Origin of the sequence: Klebsiella sp. K-3, assembly GCF_051207495.1 — a bacterium.
Taxonomy (GTDB): Bacteria; Pseudomonadota; Gammaproteobacteria; order Enterobacterales; family Enterobacteriaceae; genus Klebsiella; species Klebsiella aerogenes.
The window spans coordinates 197,778-218,901 of sequence record NZ_JBPNXF010000009.1 but is presented as its reverse complement, the minus strand read 5'-3'; the positions used below and the strand labels follow the sequence as shown (position 1 = coordinate 218,901).

General features: G+C 54.1%; 17 protein-coding genes. 12 read left to right on the top strand and 5 right to left on the bottom strand.

What is annotated here, in order from left to right; genetic code table 11:
• Positions 1-61: 61 nt before the first annotated feature.
• The 4 genes from pflB to ACSEMK_RS16850 form a co-directional block, all read right to left on the bottom strand.
• On the bottom strand, positions 62-2,344 hold the full coding sequence (gene pflB / locus ACSEMK_RS16865) for a formate C-acetyltransferase (protein ID WP_316424472.1): 2,283 nt from the start codon (positions 2,342-2,344) through the stop codon (positions 62-64).
• A 51-nt stretch (positions 2,345-2,395) separates the two neighbouring features.
• A complete protein-coding gene (gene focA, locus ACSEMK_RS16860; RefSeq protein ID WP_015367477.1) occupies positions 2,396-3,253 on the bottom strand; it encodes a formate transporter FocA in 858 nt (285 codons plus the stop codon).
• Between the two features lie 381 nt (positions 3,254-3,634).
• Positions 3,635-5,395 carry a 30S ribosomal protein S12 methylthiotransferase accessory factor YcaO gene (gene ycaO, locus ACSEMK_RS16855; protein ID WP_430914973.1) on the bottom strand — a complete coding sequence of 587 codons (1,761 nt, stop codon included), beginning with the start codon at positions 5,393-5,395 and terminating at the stop codon, positions 3,635-3,637.
• Positions 5,396-5,532: 137 nt separating this feature from the next.
• Entirely contained in the window at positions 5,533-5,760 is a 228-nt protein-coding gene (locus ACSEMK_RS16850) for a hypothetical protein (protein ID WP_015367475.1), read from the bottom strand.
• Between the two features lie 448 nt (positions 5,761-6,208).
• Between ACSEMK_RS16850 and serC the strand changes: the two genes are divergently transcribed.
• From serC to ACSEMK_RS16790, 12 genes are all read left to right on the top strand, one after another.
• Positions 6,209-7,297, top strand: coding sequence for a 3-phosphoserine/phosphohydroxythreonine transaminase (gene serC / locus ACSEMK_RS16845; RefSeq protein WP_087858151.1), 1,089 nt, complete (start codon positions 6,209-6,211; stop codon positions 7,295-7,297).
• Between the two features lie 73 nt (positions 7,298-7,370).
• Positions 7,371-8,654 (top strand): 3-phosphoshikimate 1-carboxyvinyltransferase, encoded by a 1,284-nt coding sequence (aroA, locus tag ACSEMK_RS16840; RefSeq protein WP_213317001.1) that lies wholly within the window; start codon positions 7,371-7,373, stop codon positions 8,652-8,654.
• A 193-nt stretch (positions 8,655-8,847) separates the two neighbouring features.
• A complete protein-coding gene (gene cmk / locus ACSEMK_RS16835) occupies positions 8,848-9,531 on the top strand; it encodes a (d)CMP kinase (RefSeq protein WP_045375636.1) in 684 nt (227 codons plus the stop codon).
• A 137-nt stretch (positions 9,532-9,668) separates the two neighbouring features.
• Positions 9,669-11,342 carry a 30S ribosomal protein S1 gene (gene rpsA, locus ACSEMK_RS16830; protein WP_015367470.1) on the top strand — a complete coding sequence of 558 codons (1,674 nt, stop codon included), beginning with the start codon at positions 9,669-9,671 and terminating at the stop codon, positions 11,340-11,342.
• A 150-nt stretch (positions 11,343-11,492) separates the two neighbouring features.
• Complete coding sequence (gene ihfB, locus ACSEMK_RS16825; RefSeq protein ID WP_004100704.1) at positions 11,493-11,780, top strand: integration host factor subunit beta; 288 nt, start codon at positions 11,493-11,495, stop codon at positions 11,778-11,780.
• 205 nt (positions 11,781-11,985) lie between these two features.
• Positions 11,986-14,250 carry a ComEC family protein gene (locus ACSEMK_RS16820; RefSeq protein ID WP_430914974.1) on the top strand — a complete coding sequence of 755 codons (2,265 nt, stop codon included), beginning with the start codon at positions 11,986-11,988 and terminating at the stop codon, positions 14,248-14,250.
• 36 nt (positions 14,251-14,286) lie between these two features.
• Complete coding sequence (gene msbA / locus ACSEMK_RS16815) at positions 14,287-16,035, top strand: lipid A ABC transporter ATP-binding protein/permease MsbA (RefSeq protein WP_032707692.1); 1,749 nt, start codon at positions 14,287-14,289, stop codon at positions 16,033-16,035.
• Entirely contained in the window at positions 16,032-17,012 is a 981-nt protein-coding gene (lpxK, locus tag ACSEMK_RS16810) for a tetraacyldisaccharide 4'-kinase (protein WP_430914975.1), read from the top strand. Before msbA ends, lpxK begins: the two co-directional genes overlap by 4 nt.
• A gap of 54 nt (positions 17,013-17,066) precedes the next feature.
• Positions 17,067-18,296, top strand: a complete 1,230-nt coding sequence (locus ACSEMK_RS16805; protein WP_308959148.1) for a winged helix-turn-helix domain-containing protein — start codon at positions 17,067-17,069, stop codon at positions 18,294-18,296.
• A gap of 62 nt (positions 18,297-18,358) precedes the next feature.
• Positions 18,359-18,541: a protein YcaR gene (ycaR, locus tag ACSEMK_RS16800; RefSeq protein WP_042892909.1), complete on the top strand. Its 183-nt coding sequence runs from the start codon at positions 18,359-18,361 to the stop codon at positions 18,539-18,541.
• Positions 18,538-19,284: a 3-deoxy-manno-octulosonate cytidylyltransferase gene (gene kdsB, locus ACSEMK_RS16795; RefSeq protein ID WP_045375627.1), complete on the top strand. Its 747-nt coding sequence runs from the start codon at positions 18,538-18,540 to the stop codon at positions 19,282-19,284. The genes ycaR and kdsB overlap by 4 nt, the downstream gene beginning before the upstream one ends.
• Before the next feature lie 130 nt (positions 19,285-19,414).
• Positions 19,415-20,308 carry a YcbJ family phosphotransferase gene (locus ACSEMK_RS16790; protein ID WP_087858167.1) on the top strand — a complete coding sequence of 298 codons (894 nt, stop codon included), beginning with the start codon at positions 19,415-19,417 and terminating at the stop codon, positions 20,306-20,308.
• Here ACSEMK_RS16790 and elyC read toward each other — a convergent pair.
• Positions 20,285-21,064, bottom strand: coding sequence for an envelope biogenesis factor ElyC (gene elyC, locus ACSEMK_RS16785; protein WP_430914976.1), 780 nt, complete (start codon positions 21,062-21,064; stop codon positions 20,285-20,287). The genes ACSEMK_RS16790 and elyC overlap by 24 nt on opposite strands.
• Positions 21,065-21,124 lie beyond the last annotated feature (60 nt).

Below are 21,124 nucleotides of genomic sequence, written 5' to 3'. Positions count from 1 at the left end.
TGTTAAAAAGGCCCCACTGATGTGGGGCCTTTATTGTACGCTTTTTCAGTCAGACAGGGAATTACATGGTCTGAGTGAAGGTACGAGTAATAACGTCCTGCTGCTGTTCTTTAGTCAGGGAGTTAAAACGCACCGCATAGCCAGATACGCGGATGGTCAGCTGCGGATATTTTTCCGGGTTTTCCATCGCGTCGAGCAGCATTTCGCGGTTCATGACGTTCACGTTCAGATGTTGACCACCTTCGATGGACGCTTCGTGGTGGAAGTAACCATCCATCAGACCGGCCAGGTTAGTCTTACGAACTTCGTCATCTTTACCCAGCGCGTTCGGTACGATAGAGAAGGTGTAAGAGATACCATCTTTAGCGTAAGCAAACGGCAGTTTAGCAACGGAAGTCAGAGAGGCAACAGCACCTTTCTGGTCACGGCCGTGCATCGGGTTAGCACCTGGTCCGAACGGCGCGCCAGCGCGACGACCGTCTGGGGTGTTACCGGTTTTCTTACCATACACGACGTTAGAGGTGATGGTCAGAACAGACTGAGTCGGGATAGCGTTGCGGTAGGTATGCAGTTTCTGAATTTTCTTCATGAAACGTTCAACCAGGTCAACGGCCATGTCATCGACGCGAGCATCGTTGTTACCAAACTGCGGGTATTCGCCTTCGATTTCGAAGTCAACAGCCAGACCGTCTTCGTCACGAATCGGTTTAACTTTCGCATATTTGATAGCAGACAGGGAGTCAGCAGCAACGGACAGACCTGCGATACCACACGCCATGGTGCGGATAACGTCACGGTCGTGCAGCGCCATCAGAGAGGCTTCGTAGCTGTACTTGTCATGCATGTAATGAATGATGTTCAGCGCGGTGACGTACTGTTTAGCCAGCCAGTCCATGAAGTGGTCCATGCGCTCCATGACTTCGTCATAGTTCAGCACGTCGCCTTTGATCGGCTCAGATTTCGGACCAACCTGCATTTTCAGTTTTTCATCAACGCCGCCGTTGATGGCATACAGCATGGTTTTCGCGAGGTTAGCGCGAGCGCCGAAGAACTGCATTTGCTTACCAACAACCATCGGGCTTACGCAGCATGCGATAGCGTAGTCGTCGTTGTTGAAGTCCGGACGCATCAGGTCATCGTTCTCGTACTGCAGAGAAGAGGTATCGATGGATACTTTAGCGGCGAATTTCTTGAAGCTCAGCGGCAGTTTTTCAGACCACAGGATGGTGATATTCGGTTCCGGAGACGGCCCCATGGTGTACAGGGTGTTCAGGAAGCGGAAGCTGTTTTTGGTTACCAGAGTACGGCCGTCAACGCCCATACCACCGATAGATTCAGTTGCCCAAATCGGGTCGCCGGAGAACAGCTCATCATATTCCGGGGTACGCAGGAAGCGAACCATACGCAGTTTCATGACCAGGTGGTCAACCATTTCCTGAGCGTCTTGCTCGGTGATTTTACCCGCCTGCAGGTCACGTTCGATGTAGATATCCAGGAAGCTGGAAGTACGACCGAAGGACATTGCCGCGCCGTTCTGAGATTTAACGGCGGCCAGGTAACCGAAGTAGGTCCACTGGATAGCTTCCTGAGCGGTAGTCGCCGGACCAGAGATATCGCAGCCGTATTTCGCTGCCATTTCTTTGATCTGACCCAGAGCGCGATGCTGTTCAGCAATTTCTTCACGCAGACGGATGGTTGCTTCCAGATCTTCGCCGCTTTCCAGTTTCTCTTGCAGAGACTGGAACTGAGCGTATTTGTCTTTCATCAGGAAGTCGATACCGTACAGCGCAACGCGACGGTAGTCACCGATGATACGGCCACGGCCGTAAGCATCTGGCAGACCGGTCAGGACGCCGGATTTACGGCAGTTCAGGATGTCTTTGGTGTAAACATCAAATACGCCCTGGTTGTGAGTCTTACGGTACTCGGTGAAGATTTTTTTCAGCATCGGGTCCAGTTCGCGATTGTACGCTTTGCAGGAACCTTCAACCATTTTGATACCGCCGAACGGGATAATCGCACGTTTCAGCGGAGCTTCAGTTTGCAGACCAACGATTTTCTCGAGCGCTTTCTCGATGTAGCCCGCGTCGTGAGAAGTGATGGTGGATGCGAGGGAAGTGTCGAAATCAACAGGCGCGTGAGTGCGGTTTTCCTGTTTAACGCCTTCCATTACGCTGTCCCACAGCTTGGTGGTCGCATCAGTTGCGCCAGCCAGGAAGGATTCGTCACCTTCATATGGGGTGTAGTTTTTCTGGATAAAGTCACGTACGTTGACTTCGTTCTGCCAGTCACCTTTCGCAAAACCTTCCCAGGCTGTGGCTAACTTTTCATTAAGCTCGGACATGTAACACCTACCTTCTTAAGTGGATTTTTTATTTACTGCCTGAGACAACCATTAGTGATGATCGTCGCCACGCAGGTAAATGACCCAGTACGTCAACCCAACCAACAAACCACCGCCGATGATGTTTCCGATAGTGACTGGAATCAGGTTATCAGTGATAAAGTTCATAACGGTTAAGTGAGAAAAACTCTCCGGAGTTGAACCGATAGCGGTCCAGAATTCCGGGCTCGCAAAGTTGCGAATTACGATACCCATCGGGATCATAAACATATTCGCGATGCTGTGTTCAAAGCCGCTGGCGACAAACATCGCAACCGGCAACACCATGATCATCGCTTTGTCCATCAGGCTGCGGCCGGAGTAGCTCATCCAGACGGCCAGACATACCATCAGGTTAGCCAGGATACCCAGGCAGACGGCTTCAATAAACGTGTGGTGCATTTTGTGGTCTGCAGTTTGCAGAACATTTAAGCCCCAGCCGCCGTTGGCAGTCATATATTCGCCGGATAACCACATTAGCAGTACAAACAGCAGCGCGCCGATCAGGTTTCCAACATAGACGTTAAGCCAGTTTTTTGCCAGCTGACCCCAGGTAATACGTCCGCTGGCTTTCGCCACGACGATCAGTACGGTCGAGGTGAAAAGGTCAGCACCGCAGATGACGCAAAGAATCAGACCTAGTGAGAAGCATACCCCGCCGATAAGTTTGGCAATCCCGAAAGGCATTGCGGCAGTACCGGTGGTCGCCGTGATATAAAACACAAAAGCGATGGAGATGAAGACACCTGCGGTAATCGCCAGATAAAACGTCTTCAGCGGATGTTTCGTCGCTTTATAGACACCTGCTTCTTCGGCGACTTTCGCCATCGCGGCAGGGAGTAAAAGATCAAAAGGGTTGTCAGCTTTCACACTAACTCTCTCTTTATATAAGTTGGCGGTGTGATACTAACAAAGCATTATAGAAGGGAATTTGATGTAGATCATATCCTACCGGAGTCATAGGCCCATTTTGCGTGTGGAATTAGCTTGTTATTGACTTATCTTTTTGATTTTAAAGGAAAAACTAAATTTTAATATTTGCAAATAATGTTGAAAATTTCCATGGGTGACCATTGATTACGGTTAATTAAAATGGAGTATTTTTATTAAAATTAACAATCTAAATATCACCAAAGTTTGATTTTTACGTATATTTAACTTTGATCCTACAAAATGGCGTGGTTTTGCCACAAATCATAAGAAAACGGAGCCGCTGGCGGCTCCGTACATTATTTTTTTACCCCTAAAGGATTATTTGGCCCAGAAGGCCGCTTTGGCACGCTGTAGCTTTTCGTAGGCTTTCAGTAAAGACTGATGCGCCGGGAAAGCGCGCAGATCGTTATCGACCGCCTGAAGGCCATAGAACGGCGCTTCGCCGCTCAGAGCGGCGCTCGCGGCTTCCACCGCATCTGCGCCATACATACGGATGAAGGCATTCAGATACTGCAGCGGCTGGCGTTCTTCTTCCTGACTAAGCAGCAGCAGCGTTTGCAGGCAGCGATAATAGTTGGCGCGCTCAGGGCTGAAGATGGAGGCATTGAATTCCATGGTCCACTCCGTCCAAATCAGCGCCTGATCCAGATCGCCGCCGGCCAACGCCAGCATTGCTTTCAGTTCGCCGATGCGCAGGGTATACCAGCCGTTGTCTTTGCCGGTTGCCAGGCCTAACAGCTCGCGGACGCGTGTGAAATCATCAAGGCCTTCATCGTCCATCTGTTCAATGAGCGCCAGATAATCTTCTTTTTCCCACTTGCTACCCGGTAGGGAGAGAATGGTGCTACGCAGGTGCGCGCCCATGCTGTTATTGGCGAGCCACAGGTCTTCCGCTGGATAAATATCTGACATCCCCGGAACGATGATCCGGCAGGCGTAGACGCTTAGATGTTCGTAGTCGGCGATATAGACTTCTTTATCTTCAGCTTTGAAGATAGCCATCAGGGTGGCGAACTCTTCTTCAGTTGTGCCGGAGAAATTCCAGTCCACGAACGGATAGTCGGCATCCTGTTTAAACATATCCCAGGAGATCAGGCCGCTGGAATCAATGAAGTGAGTTTCCAGGTTGGCATGCTCGGCAACTTCTTCGTCATCAAAGGTCGGCGGGGTAAAGACGTCGAGGTCTTTCAGGCTGCGGCCCTGTAGTAGTTCGGTAACGGTACGCTCCAGCGCCACGCCGAAATCCGGATGGGCGCCGAAAGAGGCGAAGCAGGTACCGTTAGCCGGGTTAAACAGAACCACGCAGATAACCGGGTATTTACCACCAAGGGAGCCATCGTAGGCGAAGATCGGAAAACCTTCGGCTTCGAGTTTGGCGATAGATTCAACGACGCCCGGATAGCGCGCCATTACTTCAGCCGGGATCTCCGGCAGGCTGATGCTTTCTGCGATGATGCGGTTTTTAATATGACGCTCAAAGACTTCAGACAAGCCCTGCACGCGCGCTTCATTTGCGGTATTACCGGCTGACATGCCATTGGAGACGTACAAGTTGCCGACGATGTTCATCGGAATATAGACGGTTTCGCCGTCTGATTGACGGGTAAACGGCAGGCCGCAAACGCCGCGCTCGTCGTTACCGGATTGCAGATCCACGAGCATGCTGGCGGTCAACTGATCGTCCGGATCGTAAAAGGCGCGCAGGCGGGCATCCAGCAGGCCTTCTGGTACTTCATCGTCCTCGGTCAGTGGAAACCACTTTTCGTTCGGATAATGAACGAATGGACCATTGGCGATGGTATCGCCTAACCAGAAATCCGCGAAGAAGTAGTTGGTAGACAGACGTTCGAAATATTCGCCCAGCGCGGAAGCCAGCGCCGCCTTTTTAGTTGCGCCTTTACCATTGGTAAAGCACAGCGCGCACTCTTTATCGCGAATGTGAACGGACCACACGTGTGGTACCGGGTTCAGCCACGAGGCCTCTTCGATATCAAATCCGAGGTCGAGCAGTTTCTGCTGGAAGCGAGCGATGGAATCTTCCAGGGCGGCATCTTTGCCGGGGATAAATGTCTGGGTCATAGCAATTCGTTTATTGTTGGCAGGATGGGCAATGATACGGGTTTTACCGGTAAGTGGCTATGTCGTTAGCCGCGGCAATGGATAAAAAGAGAAGAGCGGTAAATGGCATGCGGAGAAACTCCACATGCCATAGCAAGTTACAGGATAGGCGTACAAATGCTAACGATCATCGCGGCGCCGGCAAGACTGGTACCGACGATGCCTGCCGCCATCACTGCGAAGCCTGCACCCAGCGTAAAGGGCCCGGTAATCGCGCCGATGACAATTGTCGGGATGCTGACCAGCAAACCAATTGCCGCCGGAATGGATAACAGGCCAAAGCCGCCGCTCACATCAGACATTTCGTTATAGGTTAATTCACGCATAAATATTCCTTTAAAAGTGATTAATACCAGTCTTCATCGGCTGGTTTAAAAATTTTAATGATCGGGGAATGCGGCGGTAAATGGCCATGCTCTCGCGGAAACAGAATTCATGAAGAATTAAGATAATATTCAAGTATTAAATGAGTTGACGGATTGCGCTATGGCGAGATCGTTACCTGTGAATGTAGTGGATAACTATTTAATGCCGTGGGTCCAAATCCGGAATGGGTGACGGAACGCAGGCTAAAAGCGATTCTCTTGCAGCAATTATGTCGGTTTAATGACGTCAAGCTGGTTGATTCTTTTGTGTGACGATGGCCTCGTTTATGGGCCGCTTAGTTTTACTCGTTGCGGTGTGTGTCACTGAATGATAAAACCGATAGCCACAGGAATAACTTATGCCCGCGACGGTTCGCGTGCAGACAATATAGCAACGTGGTGAGGGGAAATGGCTCAGGTCTATAACTTTAGTTCGGGCCCGGCAATGCTGCCGGCAGAAGTTCTCAAACTGGCGCAACAGGAGCTGTGCGACTGGCACGGTCTGGGGACGTCGGTAATGGAAATCAGCCACCGTGGTAAGGAGTTTATCCAGGTGGCTGAAACGGCAGAACAGGATTTCCGCGATCTGCTCAATATCCCTTCCAACTATAAAGTGTTGTTCTGTCATGGTGGCGGTCGCGGTCAGTTTGCCGGGATCCCGTTAAATCTGCTGGGTGATAAAACGACAGCAGATTATGTGGACGCCGGTTACTGGGCGGCAAGTGCGGTGAAAGAAGCGCAAAAATACTGCACGCCTAACGTTATCGATGCGAAAACCACCGTTGACGGCCTGCGGGCCGTTAAGCCGATGAGCGAATGGCAGTTGACGCCGGGCGCAGCCTATCTGCACTTCTGCCCAAATGAAACCATCGATGGTATTGCTATCCATGAAACGCCGAATTTTAACGAAGATGTCGTCGTCACCGCGGATTACTCCTCCAGTATTCTGTCCCATGAAATCGACGTCAGCCGCTATGGCGTGATTTACGCTGGCGCGCAGAAGAATATCGGCCCGGCAGGGTTGACGCTGGTTATCGTGCGTGAAGACCTGCTGGGTAAAGCCAGTATCGCCTGCCCATCGATTCTTGATTACACCGTGCTGAACGCCAATGATTCAATGTTCAACACGCCGCCGACCTTCGCCTGGTATCTGGCGGGGCTGGTATTCAAATGGCTGAAAGAGCAGGGCGGCGTGGCCGCGATGGATAAAATCAACCGTCAAAAAGCGGATCTGCTGTATGGCGTGATTGATAACAGCGATTTTTATCGTAACGATGTAGCCGCTGCGAACCGCTCGCGGATGAACGTGCCGTTCCAGCTGGCGGATAGCGCGCTGGATAAACTGTTCCTCGAAGAGTCTTTTGCGGCCGGTTTGCATGCGCTGAAGGGCCATCGCGTGGTAGGCGGTATGCGTGCTTCTATTTACAATGCGATGCCGCTGGCTGGCGTCAAGGCGCTCACCGACTTCATGCAGGACTTCGAACGTCGCCGCGGCTAATTGCTGAGCGCTTATTTTCATCCCCGCGGCTGGTCTGCGGGGTTTTTATTCTGTATTTTGAGAGTTGAGTTCCATGGAATCCCTGACGTTACAACCCATTGCGCGCGTTGATGGCACCGTAAACCTGCCCGGGTCAAAAAGTGTTTCTAACCGCGCTTTGCTGCTGGCGGCATTAGCCCACGGCACCACCGTGCTGACCAATTTGTTGGACAGCGATGATGTTCGCCATATGCTTAATGCGCTTAACGCCCTGGGAGTTCACTACACCCTGTCCGCCGACCGCACTCGTTGTGAAGTCACCGGCAACGGCGGCCCGTTACAGGCCAGCGGCGCGCTGGAATTGTTCCTCGGGAATGCCGGTACGGCGATGCGCCCGCTGGCGGCGGCGTTGTGTCTCGGCCACAACGATATTGTGCTGACCGGCGAACCGCGGATGAAAGAGCGGCCGATAGGCCACCTGGTCGATGCGTTACGCCAGGGGGGCGCGCAGATTGAGTATCTGGAGCAGGAAAACTATCCGCCCCTGCGCCTGCGCGGTGGTTTCAACGGCGGCCAGGTAGAAGTCGATGGCAGCGTCTCCAGCCAGTTCCTTACCGCTTTACTGATGACTGCGCCGCTGGCGCCGCAGGATACGACGATTGCGATTAAAGGCGAGCTGGTATCTAAACCTTATATCGATATCACGCTGCACCTGATGAAAACCTTCGGCGTTGACGTTGAAAACCACAACTATCAGCGCTTTGTCGTGCGCGGCGGGCAACAGTATCAGTCGCCGGGCGATTACCTGGTGGAGGGCGATGCCTCTTCAGCCTCTTATTTCCTCGCTGCCGGCGCTATCAAGGGCGGGACGGTAAAAGTGACCGGTATTGGTCGCAATAGCGTACAAGGCGACATTCGCTTTGCCGACGTGCTGGAAAAAATGGGCGCGACGGTTGTCTGGGGCGACGATTTTATCGCCTGTACCCGCGGTGAGTTGAATGCCGTTGATATGGATATGAACCATATTCCGGATGCGGCCATGACCATTGCTACCGCGGCGTTGTTTGCGAAAGGCACCACGGTGCTGCGCAATATTTATAACTGGCGGGTGAAAGAGACCGACCGCCTGTTCGCGATGGCAACTGAACTGCGTAAAGTCGGCGCCGAAGTGGAAGAGGGCGAAGACTATATTCGCATTACGCCGCCTGCGACGCTGAAATTCGCTGAAATCGGCACCTACAACGATCACCGCATGGCGATGTGTTTCTCGCTGGTGGCATTGTCGGCGACGCCGGTCACTATCCTTGACCCAAAATGCACGGCGAAAACGTTCCCGGACTATTTCGAGCAGCTGGCGCGAATTAGTACCCTGGCGTAAATTCTGTCTCGTCCGATAAGGTAAAGCTTTGTCATCTTGCGGGCTGGTATTCTGCCAGCCCGCTATAATTGCGCAATTCTTCTACATTTAATTTCAACTATTCCGTAATTTGCACGCAAGGCTCACTTTCTGGCGCATTGATGCGTATAATGCGCGGCGTTTATATTCATGCGCCTTGCTAAAGGAGAAAAAGATGACGGCAAATGTTCCGGTAATCACCATTGATGGACCTGGCGGTGCGGGTAAGGGCACGTTGTGCAAGGCAATGGCGGAAGCGCTTGGCTGGCATCTGCTTGATTCCGGCGCCATCTATCGCGTTTTGGCGCTGGCGGCCTTACATCATCACGTTGACGTCGAGTCAGAAGAGGCGCTGGTTCCGCTGGCAGCCCATCTCGATGTACGTTTTATTTCTACTGACGGCAATCTGGAAGTGGTGCTGGAAGGTGAGGATGTCAGTGCGGAGATCCGTACCCAGGAAGTGGCCAATACCGCCTCGAAAGTCGCTGCCTTCCCGCGGGTACGCGAAGCGCTGCTGCGCCGTCAACGCGCCTTTCGCGAACTGCCTGGCCTGATTGCCGACGGCCGCGATATGGGCACCGTCGTTTTCCCCGATGCGCCGGTTAAAATTTTCCTCGATGCGTCGGCGGAAGAACGTGCGCAGCGCCGCCTGCTACAGTTGCAGGAAAAGGGTTTTAGTGTTAACTTTGAACGTCTTTTGTCCGAGATAAAAGAGCGTGACGATCGCGACCGTAATCGCGCCGTGGCGCCGCTTATCCCGGCCGCTGATGCTTTAGTTCTTGATTCCACCGAACTAAGCATTGAGCAAGTAATTGAAAAAGCGCTACAATATGCGCGCGAAAAACTGGCTGTCGCTTAGCCGTTAACCGGTAAAGCGTTGCGAGCCTCCGAATTATAGCAGTACCCCCGCAGCAACGGAGTGTTAGCGGGTATGTTAAACAACCCCATCCGGCACGGAGCCAGGTGGACGTTAAATATGAAACCTGAAGATTAAACATGACTGAATCTTTTGCTCAACTATTTGAAGAATCCTTAAAAGAAATCGAAACCCGCCCGGGTTCCATCGTTCGTGGTGTTGTTGTTGCTATCGACAAAGATATCGTACTGGTTGACGCTGGTCTGAAATCTGAGTCCGCCATCCCGGCTGAGCAGTTCAAAAACGCCCAGGGCGAGCTGGAAATCCAGGTTGGTGACGAAGTTGACGTTGCTCTGGATGCAGTAGAAGACGGCTTCGGTGAAACCCTGCTGTCCCGTGAGAAAGCTAAACGTCACGAAGCTTGGATCACGCTGGAAAAAGCTTACGAAGACGCTGAAACTGTAGTCGGTGTTATCAACGGCAAAGTTAAAGGTGGCTTCACTGTTGAGCTGAATGGTATTCGTGCGTTCCTGCCGGGCTCCCTGGTAGACGTTCGTCCGGTGCGCGACACGCTGCACCTGGAAGGCAAAGAGCTTGAATTCAAAGTCATCAAGCTGGACCAGAAACGTAACAACGTCGTTGTTTCTCGTCGTGCCGTTATCGAATCCGAAAACAGCGCAGAGCGCGATCAGCTGCTGGAAAACCTGCAGGAAGGCATGGAAGTCAAAGGTATCGTTAAGAACCTCACTGACTACGGTGCATTCGTTGATCTGGGCGGCGTTGACGGCCTGCTGCACATCACCGATATGGCCTGGAAACGCGTTAAGCATCCGAGCGAAATCGTAAACGTTGGCGACGAAATCACTGTTAAAGTGCTGAAGTTCGACCGCGAGCGTACCCGTGTATCTCTGGGCCTGAAACAGCTGGGCGAAGATCCGTGGGTAGCTATCGCTAAGCGTTATCCGGAAGGTACCAAACTGACCGGTCGCGTGACCAACCTGACCGACTACGGCTGCTTCGTTGAAATCGAAGAAGGCGTTGAAGGCCTGGTTCACGTTTCCGAAATGGATTGGACCAACAAAAACATCCACCCGTCCAAAGTTGTTAACGTTGGCGATGTAGTGGAAGTTATGGTTCTGGATATCGACGAAGAACGTCGTCGTATCTCCCTGGGTCTGAAGCAGTGCAAATCTAACCCATGGCAGCAGTTCGCGGAAACCCACAACAAGGGCGACCGTGTTGAAGGTAAAATCAAGTCTATCACTGACTTCGGTATCTTCATCGGCCTGGACGGCGGCATCGACGGCCTGGTTCACCTGTCTGACATCTCCTGGAACGTTGCAGGCGAAGAAGCAGTTCGTGAATACAAAAAAGGCGACGAAATCGCTGCAGTTGTACTGCAGGTTGACGCAGAACGTGAGCGTATCTCCCTGGGCGTTAAACAGCTGGCGGAAGATCCGTTCAACAACTACGTTGCTCTGAACAAGAAAGGCGCTATCGTAACCGGTAAAGTAACTGCAGTTGACGCTAAAGGCGCAACCGTAGAACTGGCTGACGGCGTTGAAGGTTACCTGCGTGCTTCTGAAGCATCCCGTGACCGCGTTGAAGATGCAACTCTGGTTCTGAGCGTTGGCGACGAAGTTGAAGCTAAATTCACCGGCGTTGATCGTAAAAACCGCGCAATCAGCCTGTCTGTTCGTGCGAAAGACGAAGCTGACGAGAAAGATGCAATCGCAACTGTTAACAAACAGGAAGATGCAAACTTCTCTAACAACGCAATGGCTGAAGCTTTCAAAGCAGCTAAAGGCGAGTAATCTTAGTTATTCAGGCCACAACGGTCTGAATAATGACGAGTTTACTTGACAGATTGCAGGATTCGTCCTGTAATCAAGCACAAAGGGCGGCTACGGCCGCCCTTGTTTAAGCTGTAAGCTAACTTTGCCTTGAAGGAAACCGGAGGAAAAATGACCAAGTCAGAATTGATAGAAAGACTTGCCAGCCAGCAATCTCATATCCCGGCGAAAGCGGTGGAAGATGCTGTTAAAGAAATGCTGGAACATATGGCCTCAACGCTTGCTCAAGGTGAGCGCATTGAAATCCGCGGTTTCGGCAGCTTCTCTCTGCACTATCGAGCACCTCGCACCGGGCGTAACCCGAAGACTGGCGATAAAGTGGAACTGGAAGGTAAGTACGTTCCGCACTTTAAGCCGGGGAAAGAACTACGCGACCGCGCCAATATTTACGAAGAGTAAGTTTTACCGTATCAGGCAAAGACTTACTTAATAAAAAAGCACCTGAGGGTGCTTTTTTTATGCCCGTTTTCCGTGTCCGCTCGCAAAACTTTTGTCATCTGAAAGCAAGAGACAATATTTCCCGGACAGCGCGACGCAACGCCATTCTTTTCAATATGACCACGGCGGCGAATTGTCTGACACTCCCCGATAACAGGGAGGAGTTATGCGATTACCACATCTGGCAGGCTGCGCCATAATCGGAATCTCGCCGCTGCTTTGGCTACCGGCCCTACCGAATATGTTAAGCGTTTGGTGTCTTATTGGCGCTGCGCTAATTATTGCCACGCTGCGCAAACCTTACACAACGTATGCCGCATTGACGTTGCTGTTGTTCGCGTGGGGAATATTACATGCCCGGCAAGCGCTGTGGCCCACTGAGCATATTCCCGGTCGCAGCCGGCAGGCCGTTATTGAGCTGGTAGGCGGTGATGGCCTGACGAGCTGGCAAGGTAAGATAATCCGTCTTGAGGGGCGGCGTTTATATCCCGCGGTTGGGATTACCCTCTACGGCGGCGAACTGCCTGAAGCAGGCTGCGTTGGGCAGCGCTGGCTGATGACCATCCGCGCCCGTCCGGTACATGGGCAGCTAAATGAGGGCGGCTTTGATAGCCAGCGTTACGCCCTTGCGCAGCATCGTCCGCTTAGCGGACGTTTTCTAAATGCCTCATCGCTTGATTCACGTTGTAGCTCCCGGGCCCGCTATCTGGCCTCGTTGAACCGCGCACTCGCTGAGTATCCATGGAGAACGGTGATGCTCGGGCTGGGAATGGGGGAGCGCCTCGCGGTGGCGGATGAGATAAAAAAGTTAATGCAGGAGACGGGAACGTCCCATTTAATGGCTATCTCCGGCCTGCATATTGCGCTGGGGGCGTCACTTGGCTGGTTGCTGGTTCGCGGAATACAGTTCTTTCTTCCGTGCCGCTGGATAGGTTGGCGGATACCGCTGCTTGTCGGGTTAAGTTGCGCGCTATTTTACGCCTGGCTTACCGGCATGCAACCCCCGGCGCTTCGTACCTGTGCGGCCTTAACCGCAGGATGTCTGTTGCGGCTACAGGCCAGGCGCTGGTCGCCCTGGCAAATATTTTGCTGTTGTATTGCGGCAATACTGCTGGCCGATCCACTGGCGATGATTTCAGAAAGCCTGTGGTTATCAGTGTTTGCGGTTGCTGCGTTGATTTTCTGGTATCAGCTCGCGCCGCTTCGCCGGCACCGCTGTCGTTCACCGTGGCGGCAGCTGCTGGCGCTAAGCCACCTACAATGCGGCCTGATGTTACTGCTTGCGCCGCTGCAGATAGCCCTTTTTCATGGTATTAGCCTGACTTCATTGATAGCTAACCTGGTTGCCGTTCCGCTGGTGACATTTCTAATAGTCCCGCTGATTTTAGCGGCCATGCTACTGCATCTTAGCGGTCCGGCGTTGCTTGAAATGGCGTTATGGCAACTCGCCGATCGGTTGCTGGCAATATTATTCTGGTTCTTACACCATTTGCCTGCGGGATGGGTATCGCTCGACGAACGCTGGCTGGCGGTCAGTTTACTGCCGTGGCTGGCGTTCCTGGTATGGCGTTTTCAGGCCTGGCGTCAGATGCCGTTACTCTGTATTAGCGGCGTGGCGCTCCTTAGTTGGCCCTTCTGGCGCGCCGCCTCACCGGACGAGTGGCGGGTGACGATGTTGGATGTCGGCCAAGGGCTGGCGGTGGTCATCGAGCGTCAGGGGGCGGCAATGCTCTACGATACCGGTCCTGCCTGGCCGGGAGGAGATAGCGGCCAGCAGCTTATCGTACCCTGGTTACGCTGGCGCGGCCTCCGCCCGGAAGGCGTAATATTGAGCCACGAGCATCTTGATCATCGCGGTGGCCTGAATGCGATTATTCAGGCGTGGCCAAATCTCGTGATTCGTAGTCCGCTTAAAGCGCGCGGGCATCTACCCTGTCGCAGAGGGGTAACCTGGCGCTGGCGAGGGCTCCGATTTCAGGCACTTTGGCCATTGCCTACGGGTGAACATAAAGGGAACAATGGTTCCTGTGTAGTTAGGGTCGATGACGGCAAGCGTAGCGTTTTACTTACCGGCGATATCGAAATCCCGGCCGAACAGCGGATGATAAGCCATTACTGGCAGCATCTTGTGTCTACACTTATTCAGGTTCCGCACCACGGCAGCAATACCTCATCTGGTCTGACGTTGCTGCAGAGGGTAGGAGGAGAGGCGGCTATCGCCTCGGCAGCGCGTTACAATGCATGGAAGATGCCTTCCAGTAAAGTCGAGCAGCGTTATCGTGAGCAAGGGTATCAGTGGTTTGATACACCGCACTCGGGGCAAATAACGATTGTTTTTTCTCCAGATGGTTGGCAAATCCATAGCTTACGAGATCAACTTTTACCTCGTTGGTATCATCAGTGGTTTGGCGGGGACGCGCAGAACGGGTAGAATATGCGGCTATTTCAACATAAGCTGGTTTATTGAATGCAGAACGATAAAGATCTCTCCACGTGGCAGACCTTCCGCCGACTTTGGCCGATGATAGCGCCGTTTAAAGCCGGGCTAATCGTAGCGGCCGTGGCGTTGGTGCTTAACGCGGCAAGTGATACCTTCATGTTATCGCTTCTTAAACCGTTATTGGATGATGGTTTTGGTAAAACGGATCGCTCAGTGCTGTTATGGATGCCGCTGGTGGTGATCGGTTTGATGGTGCTTCGCGGCATCAGTAGCTATATATCGAGCTACTGTATCTCCTGGGTTTCCGGCAAAGTGGTAATGACGATGCGTCGCCGCCTGTTCGGTCATATGATGGGCATGCCCGTCGCCTTCTTCGACAAACAGTCCACCGGGACGTTGCTGTCGCGTATCACCTACGACTCCGAACAGGTTGCTTCATCTTCCTCCAGCGCGTTGATAACCGTAGTGCGTGAAGGGGCCTCAATTATTGGCCTGTTCGCCATGATGTTCTATTACAGCTGGCAACTGTCGCTCATTCTTATCGTGCTGGCGCCTATCGTCTCAGTCGCGATTCGGGTGGTTTCGAAGCGTTTTCGTAATATCAGTAAGAATATGCAGAACACCATGGGCCAGGTGACCACCAGCGCGGAACAGATGCTCAAAGGGCATAAAGAAGTGCTGATGTTCGGCGGCCAGGCCGTTGAAACCAAGCGTTTTGACAAGGTCAGTAATAAGATGCGTCTGCAGGGGATGAAAATGGTCTCCGCGTCCTCCATTTCCGACCCGGTCATTCAGCTGATTGCCTCTCTGGCGCTGGCCTTTGTGCTCTACGCGGCAAGTTTCCCAAGCGTCATGGAAACCCTGACTGCCGGTACCATCACCGTGGTCTTTTCGTCGATGATCGCGCTGATGCGCCCGCTGAAATCCCTGACTAACGTCAACGCGCAGTTCCAGCGCGGTATGGCCGCATGTCAGACGCTTTTCTCCATTCTGGATTCCGAACAGGAGAAAGACGAAGGCACTCGCGTGATTGAGCGCGCCAAAGGTAACCTGGAGTTCCACAACGTCACCTTTAGCTATCCAGGCCGCGAAGTTGCCGCGCTGCGTAACATTAATTTGAGCATCCCGGAAGGGAAAACCGTTGCGCTGGTAGGGCGTTCAGGCTCAGGTAAATCCACCATTGCCAGCCTGATTACCCGGTTCTACGACGTCGACGAGGGGCAGATTCTGCTGGATGGCCACGATTTGCGCGAGTACAAACTGAGCTCCCTGCGCGATCAGGTGGCGCTGGTTTCGCAGAACGTGCACCTGTTCAATGACACCGTCGCCAATAACATCGCCTATGCGCGTACCGAAGAGTACACCCGCGAGCAAATTGAAGAAGCGGCGCGTATGGCCTATGCGATGGACTTTATCAACAAGATGGATAATGGACTGGACACGATTATCGGCGAGAATGGCGTGATGCTCTCCGGCGGTCAACGTCAGCGTATCGCTATTGCGCGCGCGCTGCTGCGCAACAGCCCTATCCTGATCCTCGATGAAGCCACCTCGGCGCTGGATACCGAGTCGGAACGTGCGATTCAGGCGGCGCTGGATGAACTGCAGAAAAACCGTACCTCGCTGGTTATCGCCCACCGTCTGTCGACTATCGAACAGGCTGACGAAATTGTGGTGGTAGAAGATGGTCGCATCGTTGAACGCGGCAGCCATCTTGATCTGCTGGAACATAAAGGCGTTTACGCGCAGCTACACAAGATGCAATTCGGTCAATGATAGCGCGCATCTGGTCCGGCGAATCGCCGCTATGGCGGCTATTGCTGCCGTTCTCCTGGCTGTATGGCCTGGTGAGCGCTTTCATTCGTCTTAGCTATAGGCTAGGGTGGAAAAAAGCCTGGCGCGCGCCGGTGCCGGTCGTCGTGGTCGGTAATCTGACCGCCGGCGGCAACGGTAAAACGCCGGTGGTGGTATGGCTGGTGGAGCAACTGCAGCAGCGAGGCATTCGCGTCGGCGTGGTGTCTCGCGGCTATGGCGGCAAAGCCGACCGCTACCCGCTGTTGCTGGATAATGTAACCAGTACCGCGCAGGCGGGGGATGAGCCGGTGTTAATTCATCAACGCACCGGCGCGCCGGTGGCGGTTGCTCCACTGCGTAGCGAGGCGGTAAAAGCCTTATTAGCCGCTCACGATTTGCAAATTATCGTCACCGATGATGGTCTACAGCACTACAAGCTGGCGCGGGATAAAGAAATCGTCGTGATAGACGGTGTACGCCGTTTTGGCAACGGTTGGTGGTTGCCGGCCGGGCCGATGCGCGAGCGCGCATCCCGCCTGAAAAGCGTCGATGCCGTTATCGTCAACGGCGGCGTCTCGCGCCCGGGGGAAATCCCGATGCAGTTGCGTCCCGGCATGGCGGTGAACCTGCTTACCGGCGAGCGTCGCGATGTTGCGACCCTCGACAACGTAGTGGCGATGGCCGGTATTGGCCATCCGCCGCGCTTTTTCGCGACGCTTGAAAGCTGCGGCGTACGGCCGGTGAAAACCGTAGCGCTGGCGGATCATCAGGCGCTGAGTCAAAGCGCAGTCGCCGCACTGGCAACCTCGGGACAGACGCTGTTGATGACCGAGAAAGACGCGGTGAAATGTCGTGAATTCGCCGCCGCTAACTGGTGGTATCTGCCGGTTGACGCCATAATGACCGATGATCGCGCACAGCGGTTGCTCGCGGACTTAGTGACGCTGGCGCAACGTTAACCTGCGTACTGGTTTTGCTCGCCGCTGTGCTTGAATCCCCTACGGAGAACCTGCATGTCGGTATTGCAACTGTCGCTAAAAGAAGCTCGCCATCTTCATCTCGCGGCGCAAGGGTTACTAAAAAAGCCCCGGCGTCGCGCACGCCAGACTGACATCCTTTCTACCATCCAGCAGATGTCGCTGCTGCAAATCGATACGATCAACGTGGTCGCCCGTAGCCCTTATCTGGTGCTGTTTAGCCGTCTTGGCAGCTATCCGCAGCACTGGCTGGATGATTCTCTGCGTAGCGGCGAACTGATGGAATACTGGGCTCATGAGGCCTGTTTTTTGCCGCGCAGCGATTTCGCCCTCGTACGCCATCGGATGTTGAATCCCGACAAGATGGGCTGGAAATACCATAAAGAGTGGATGCACGAACATGCCGCCAGCATAGAAGAGTTGCTGGCGCATATCGCGCAAAATGGCCCGGTTCGCTCGGCGGATTTTTCCCATCCGCGTAAAGGCGCCAGCGGCTGGTGGGAATGGAAACCGCATAAACGTCATCTTGAAGGGTTATTCACCGCCGGCAAACTGATGGTCGTTGAGCGGCGTAACTTTCATCGCGTCTATGATTTAACACATCGGGCAATGCCGCACTGGGATGATGAGCGCGACGCGCTCTCCCGCCTGGAGGCCGAGTCCATTATGCTGCGCAACAGCGCGCGCAGCCTCGGCATTTTTCGCCCACAGTGGCTGGCCGATTATTATCGCCTACGCCAGCCTGCATTACCGGCGCTGCTGAAGGGCTGGCAGGATGAGGGGCTGGTGACGCCGGTCATAGTTGAGGAACTGGGTGAAATGTGGCTGCATCGCGATCTGCAAGCTGTGCTGGAATCGGCACCCGGCGGGAAGTTAACCGCCAGCCACAGCGCCGTGCTCTCGCCGTTTGACCCGGTGGTGTGGGACCGTAAACGCGCCGAGCAGTTATTCAACTTCAGCTATCGGCTGGAATGCTATACCCCGGCGCCGAAACGGCAATATGGCTACTTTGTGCTACCGTTGCTGCATCAGGGCAAACTGGTTGGCAGGATGGACAGCAAGTTGCACCGTAAGGGAGGCATGCTGGAGATCTTTTCGCTGTGGCTGGAAGAGGGCGTGAAAGTGACTGCCGGGCTGGAAAGCGGGCTCCAGCGGGCAATTAATGATTTTGCGCGCTGGCAAGGTGCAGAAGAGGTTGTGCTGCGCCAGTTACCCGCGACGCTATTTGCTAACCAGCGGCAAGGTTGGGGCGTTGATGCCGCGTGATACGCGGGCGACCATCCTGTGATATGCTGCTGCCAAATCTATTCGGTCCATCAGGAGGAATCATGGATCACCGTTTACTTGAAATTATCGCCTGCCCGGTTTGCAACGGTAAGCTGTACTACAGCCAGGATAAGCAAGAGCTTATCTGCAAAGCCGACAGCCTGGCCTTCCCGCTGCGCGAAGGCATCCCGGTACTACTTGAAAACGAAGCGCGCTCACTCGCGGTAGAAGAGAGCCAGCCATGAGTTTCGTCGTCATTATTCCTGCTCGTTTTGCCTCCACGCGTCTGCCGGGAAAACCTCTGCAGGATATCAACGGTAAACCGATGATAGTCCACGTGCTGGAGCGCGCCCGCGAATCTGGCGCGGATCGCATTATCGTCGCCACCGATCATGAAGATGTCGCGCGTGCGGTTGAAGCCGCGGGCGGCGAGGTTTGCATGACCCGCGCGGACCATCAATCCGGCACCGAACGTCTGGCGGAAGTCGTTGAAAAATGCGCTTTCAGCGATGACACCATCATCGTCAATATTCAGGGTGATGAACCGATGATCCCGTCGGCGATCGTGCGACAGGTGGCGGAAAACCTCGCGGCCAGCACCAGCGGGATGGCAACGTTGGCGGTACCTATCCACGATGCCGAAGAAGCATTTAACCCGAATGCGGTCAAAGTGGTCATGGATGCCGACGGCTACGCGCTCTATTTTTCTCGCGCGACTATTCCGTGGGATCGCGATCGTTTTGCAAAATCGCGCGAAGAAATTGGTGATTCCCTGCTACGCCATATTGGTATTTACGGTTATCGCGCTGGTTTTATTCGTCGTTACGTTAGCTGGGCGCCAAGCCCGCTTGAGCAAATTGAGATGCTCGAACAGCTGCGCGTACTGTGGTATGGCGAAAAAATCCACGTCGCGGTGGCGGAAGTGGTTCCTGGCACCGGCGTTGATACGCCGGAAGATCTGGAGCGCGTCCGCGCCGAATTGCGTTAATCCTTACCGTCCCCTTCGCCTGGAGGGGACATATTTCTGCCGCTAATTAGCCCATTTTTGATCTTATCCGCTGACAAGTCGCCCCCATACGCTCATTATGAAAACAGTAGTTTTCATGAGGGTATCTATGATGGAACAGTTGCGAGCCGAACTGAGCCACCTGCTTGGCGAGAAGCTAAGTCGCGTGGAGTGCGTTAGCGAGAAACCCTCGTCAGCGCTATGGTCGCTGTATGATGCGCAGGGAAACCCAATGCCGCTGTTGGCGAAAAGCTTTACTACGCCCGGCGTAGCGCGCCAGCTGGCGTGGAAAATTTCGCTGCTTGCCCGTAGCGGCACCGTTCGTATGCCGGTGGTATACGGCGTCATGACGCATGAAGAACATCCTGGACCTGACGTATTGCTGATTGAACGGTTACGCGGCGTTTCAGTGGAAGCGCCGGCGCGTACGCCCGAGCGGTGGGAGCAGCTGCAGGATCAGATTGTCGAAGGGTTACTGGCGTGGCATCGCCACGATAGCGGCGGCTGTGTGGGGATGGTCGATAGCACTCAGGAAAACCTCTGGCCTCACTGGTATCGCCAGCGGGTAGAAATGCTGTGGAGCACGCTCAACCTCTATCACGACACCGGGCTGACGATGCAGGATAAGCGCATTTTATTCCGCAGTCGTGAGAGCCTGCCGCAGCTGTTTAGTGATTTTAGCGATAACTGCGTGCTGGTTCATGGCTGCTTTACGCTACGTAGTATGCTCAAAGACGCGCGCAGCGATCAGCTGCTGGCGATGGTCGGTCCGGGGATGATGCTGTGGGCGCCGCGCGAGTACGAACTGTTCCGCCTCGCCGACGGCGGGTTAGGGGAGCAGTTACTCTGGCGCTACCTGCAGCGGGCGCCGGTCGCGGAGTCTTTCGTCTGGCGGCGTTGGCTGTATCAGCTATGGGATGAAGTCGAAAGTCTGGTGAATACCGGGCGCTTCGATCGCGCCCGTTTCTCGCTTGCCGCGAAATCAATCCTGCCCTGGATCGCCTGACGCTCCCTTCAGCCACTGCCAGCTTCGTCCCAGGGTCTCGTAAATCGCGCGTTCGCTGTGCATCAGCCAATACGGTGACGGCAGGGCGCGCTCCCAGGGGTTAAGCGCCGATTCCACCGCCAGCTGGTTGGCAGGCGCCGGTAACGGATTCAGTCCGGCATGGCGGAAAAATATCATCGCTCGCGGCAGGTGCGAGGCGGACGTCACCAGCAGGAATGGCGCCGCGCCGATGGCTTTTTTGACTTCAGCCGCTTCCTGTTCGGTATCTTTTGGTCGGTCAAGGACGATAATCGCGCTACGCGGTACGCCGAGGCTTTCGGCGACGCGCGCCCCCGCCTCGGCGGTACTAACCGGGTTGGTTTTGGCCGCCGCGCCGGTAAAGATCATTTTCGCGCCTGGGTTTTCCCGCCACAGGCGTATCCCCTCAGCCAGCCGCGGCAGACTGTTGTTGATCAGGTTCGAGCTTGGCGCCCACTGTGGATTCCAGGTATAACCGCCGCCCAGCACCACAATATACTCAACGGATTTGCCGCCGCGCCAGGTCGGGTAGCTTTTCTCGATCGGTTTTAACAACCCGTCAGCCACCGGCTGCAGGCTTAATAGCGCCAGCAACAGCCAGCTCAGAGTAACCAGCGCTTTGCCGGTTTTCTGAAAACTGCTGCGCCATAGCAGGATGATGCCGATCGCCATCAGCAATAACAGCAGAGGAAGCGGCAGCATCATGCCGCCCAATACCTTTTTCAGTGTGAAAAGCATCCCAAATGGTTCCTTTTTTAACCATATAAGCAAAGTTCTGCGTGGATCTTATAACAGATC

Excerpts from the sequence above, each read along its gene's own strand:
- pflB (WP_316424472.1), bottom strand. The coding sequence starts at position 2,344 with ATGTCCGAGCTTAATGAAAAGTTAGCCACAGCCTGGGAAGGTTTTGCG.
- ycaO (WP_430914973.1), bottom strand. The coding sequence starts at position 5,395 with ATGACCCAGACATTTATCCCCGGCAAAGATGCCGCCCTGGAAGATTCC.
- ACSEMK_RS16850 (WP_015367475.1), bottom strand. The coding sequence starts at position 5,760 with ATGCGTGAATTAACCTATAACGAAATGTCTGATGTGAGCGGCGGCTTT.
- serC (WP_087858151.1), top strand. The coding sequence starts at position 6,209 with ATGGCTCAGGTCTATAACTTTAGTTCGGGCCCGGCAATGCTGCCGGCA.
- aroA (WP_213317001.1), top strand. The coding sequence starts at position 7,371 with ATGGAATCCCTGACGTTACAACCCATTGCGCGCGTTGATGGCACCGTA.
- cmk (WP_045375636.1), top strand. The coding sequence starts at position 8,848 with ATGACGGCAAATGTTCCGGTAATCACCATTGATGGACCTGGCGGTGCG.
- rpsA (WP_015367470.1), top strand. The coding sequence starts at position 9,669 with ATGACTGAATCTTTTGCTCAACTATTTGAAGAATCCTTAAAAGAAATC.
- ihfB (WP_004100704.1), top strand. The coding sequence starts at position 11,493 with ATGACCAAGTCAGAATTGATAGAAAGACTTGCCAGCCAGCAATCTCAT.
- ACSEMK_RS16820 (WP_430914974.1), top strand. The coding sequence starts at position 11,986 with ATGCGATTACCACATCTGGCAGGCTGCGCCATAATCGGAATCTCGCCG.
- msbA (WP_032707692.1), top strand. The coding sequence starts at position 14,287 with ATGCAGAACGATAAAGATCTCTCCACGTGGCAGACCTTCCGCCGACTT.
- lpxK (WP_430914975.1), top strand. The coding sequence starts at position 16,032 with ATGATAGCGCGCATCTGGTCCGGCGAATCGCCGCTATGGCGGCTATTG.
- ACSEMK_RS16805 (WP_308959148.1), top strand. The coding sequence starts at position 17,067 with ATGTCGGTATTGCAACTGTCGCTAAAAGAAGCTCGCCATCTTCATCTC.
- ycaR (WP_042892909.1), top strand. The coding sequence starts at position 18,359 with ATGGATCACCGTTTACTTGAAATTATCGCCTGCCCGGTTTGCAACGGT.
- kdsB (WP_045375627.1), top strand. The coding sequence starts at position 18,538 with ATGAGTTTCGTCGTCATTATTCCTGCTCGTTTTGCCTCCACGCGTCTG.
- ACSEMK_RS16790 (WP_087858167.1), top strand. The coding sequence starts at position 19,415 with ATGGAACAGTTGCGAGCCGAACTGAGCCACCTGCTTGGCGAGAAGCTA.
- elyC (WP_430914976.1), bottom strand. The coding sequence starts at position 21,064 with ATGCTTTTCACACTGAAAAAGGTATTGGGCGGCATGATGCTGCCGCTT.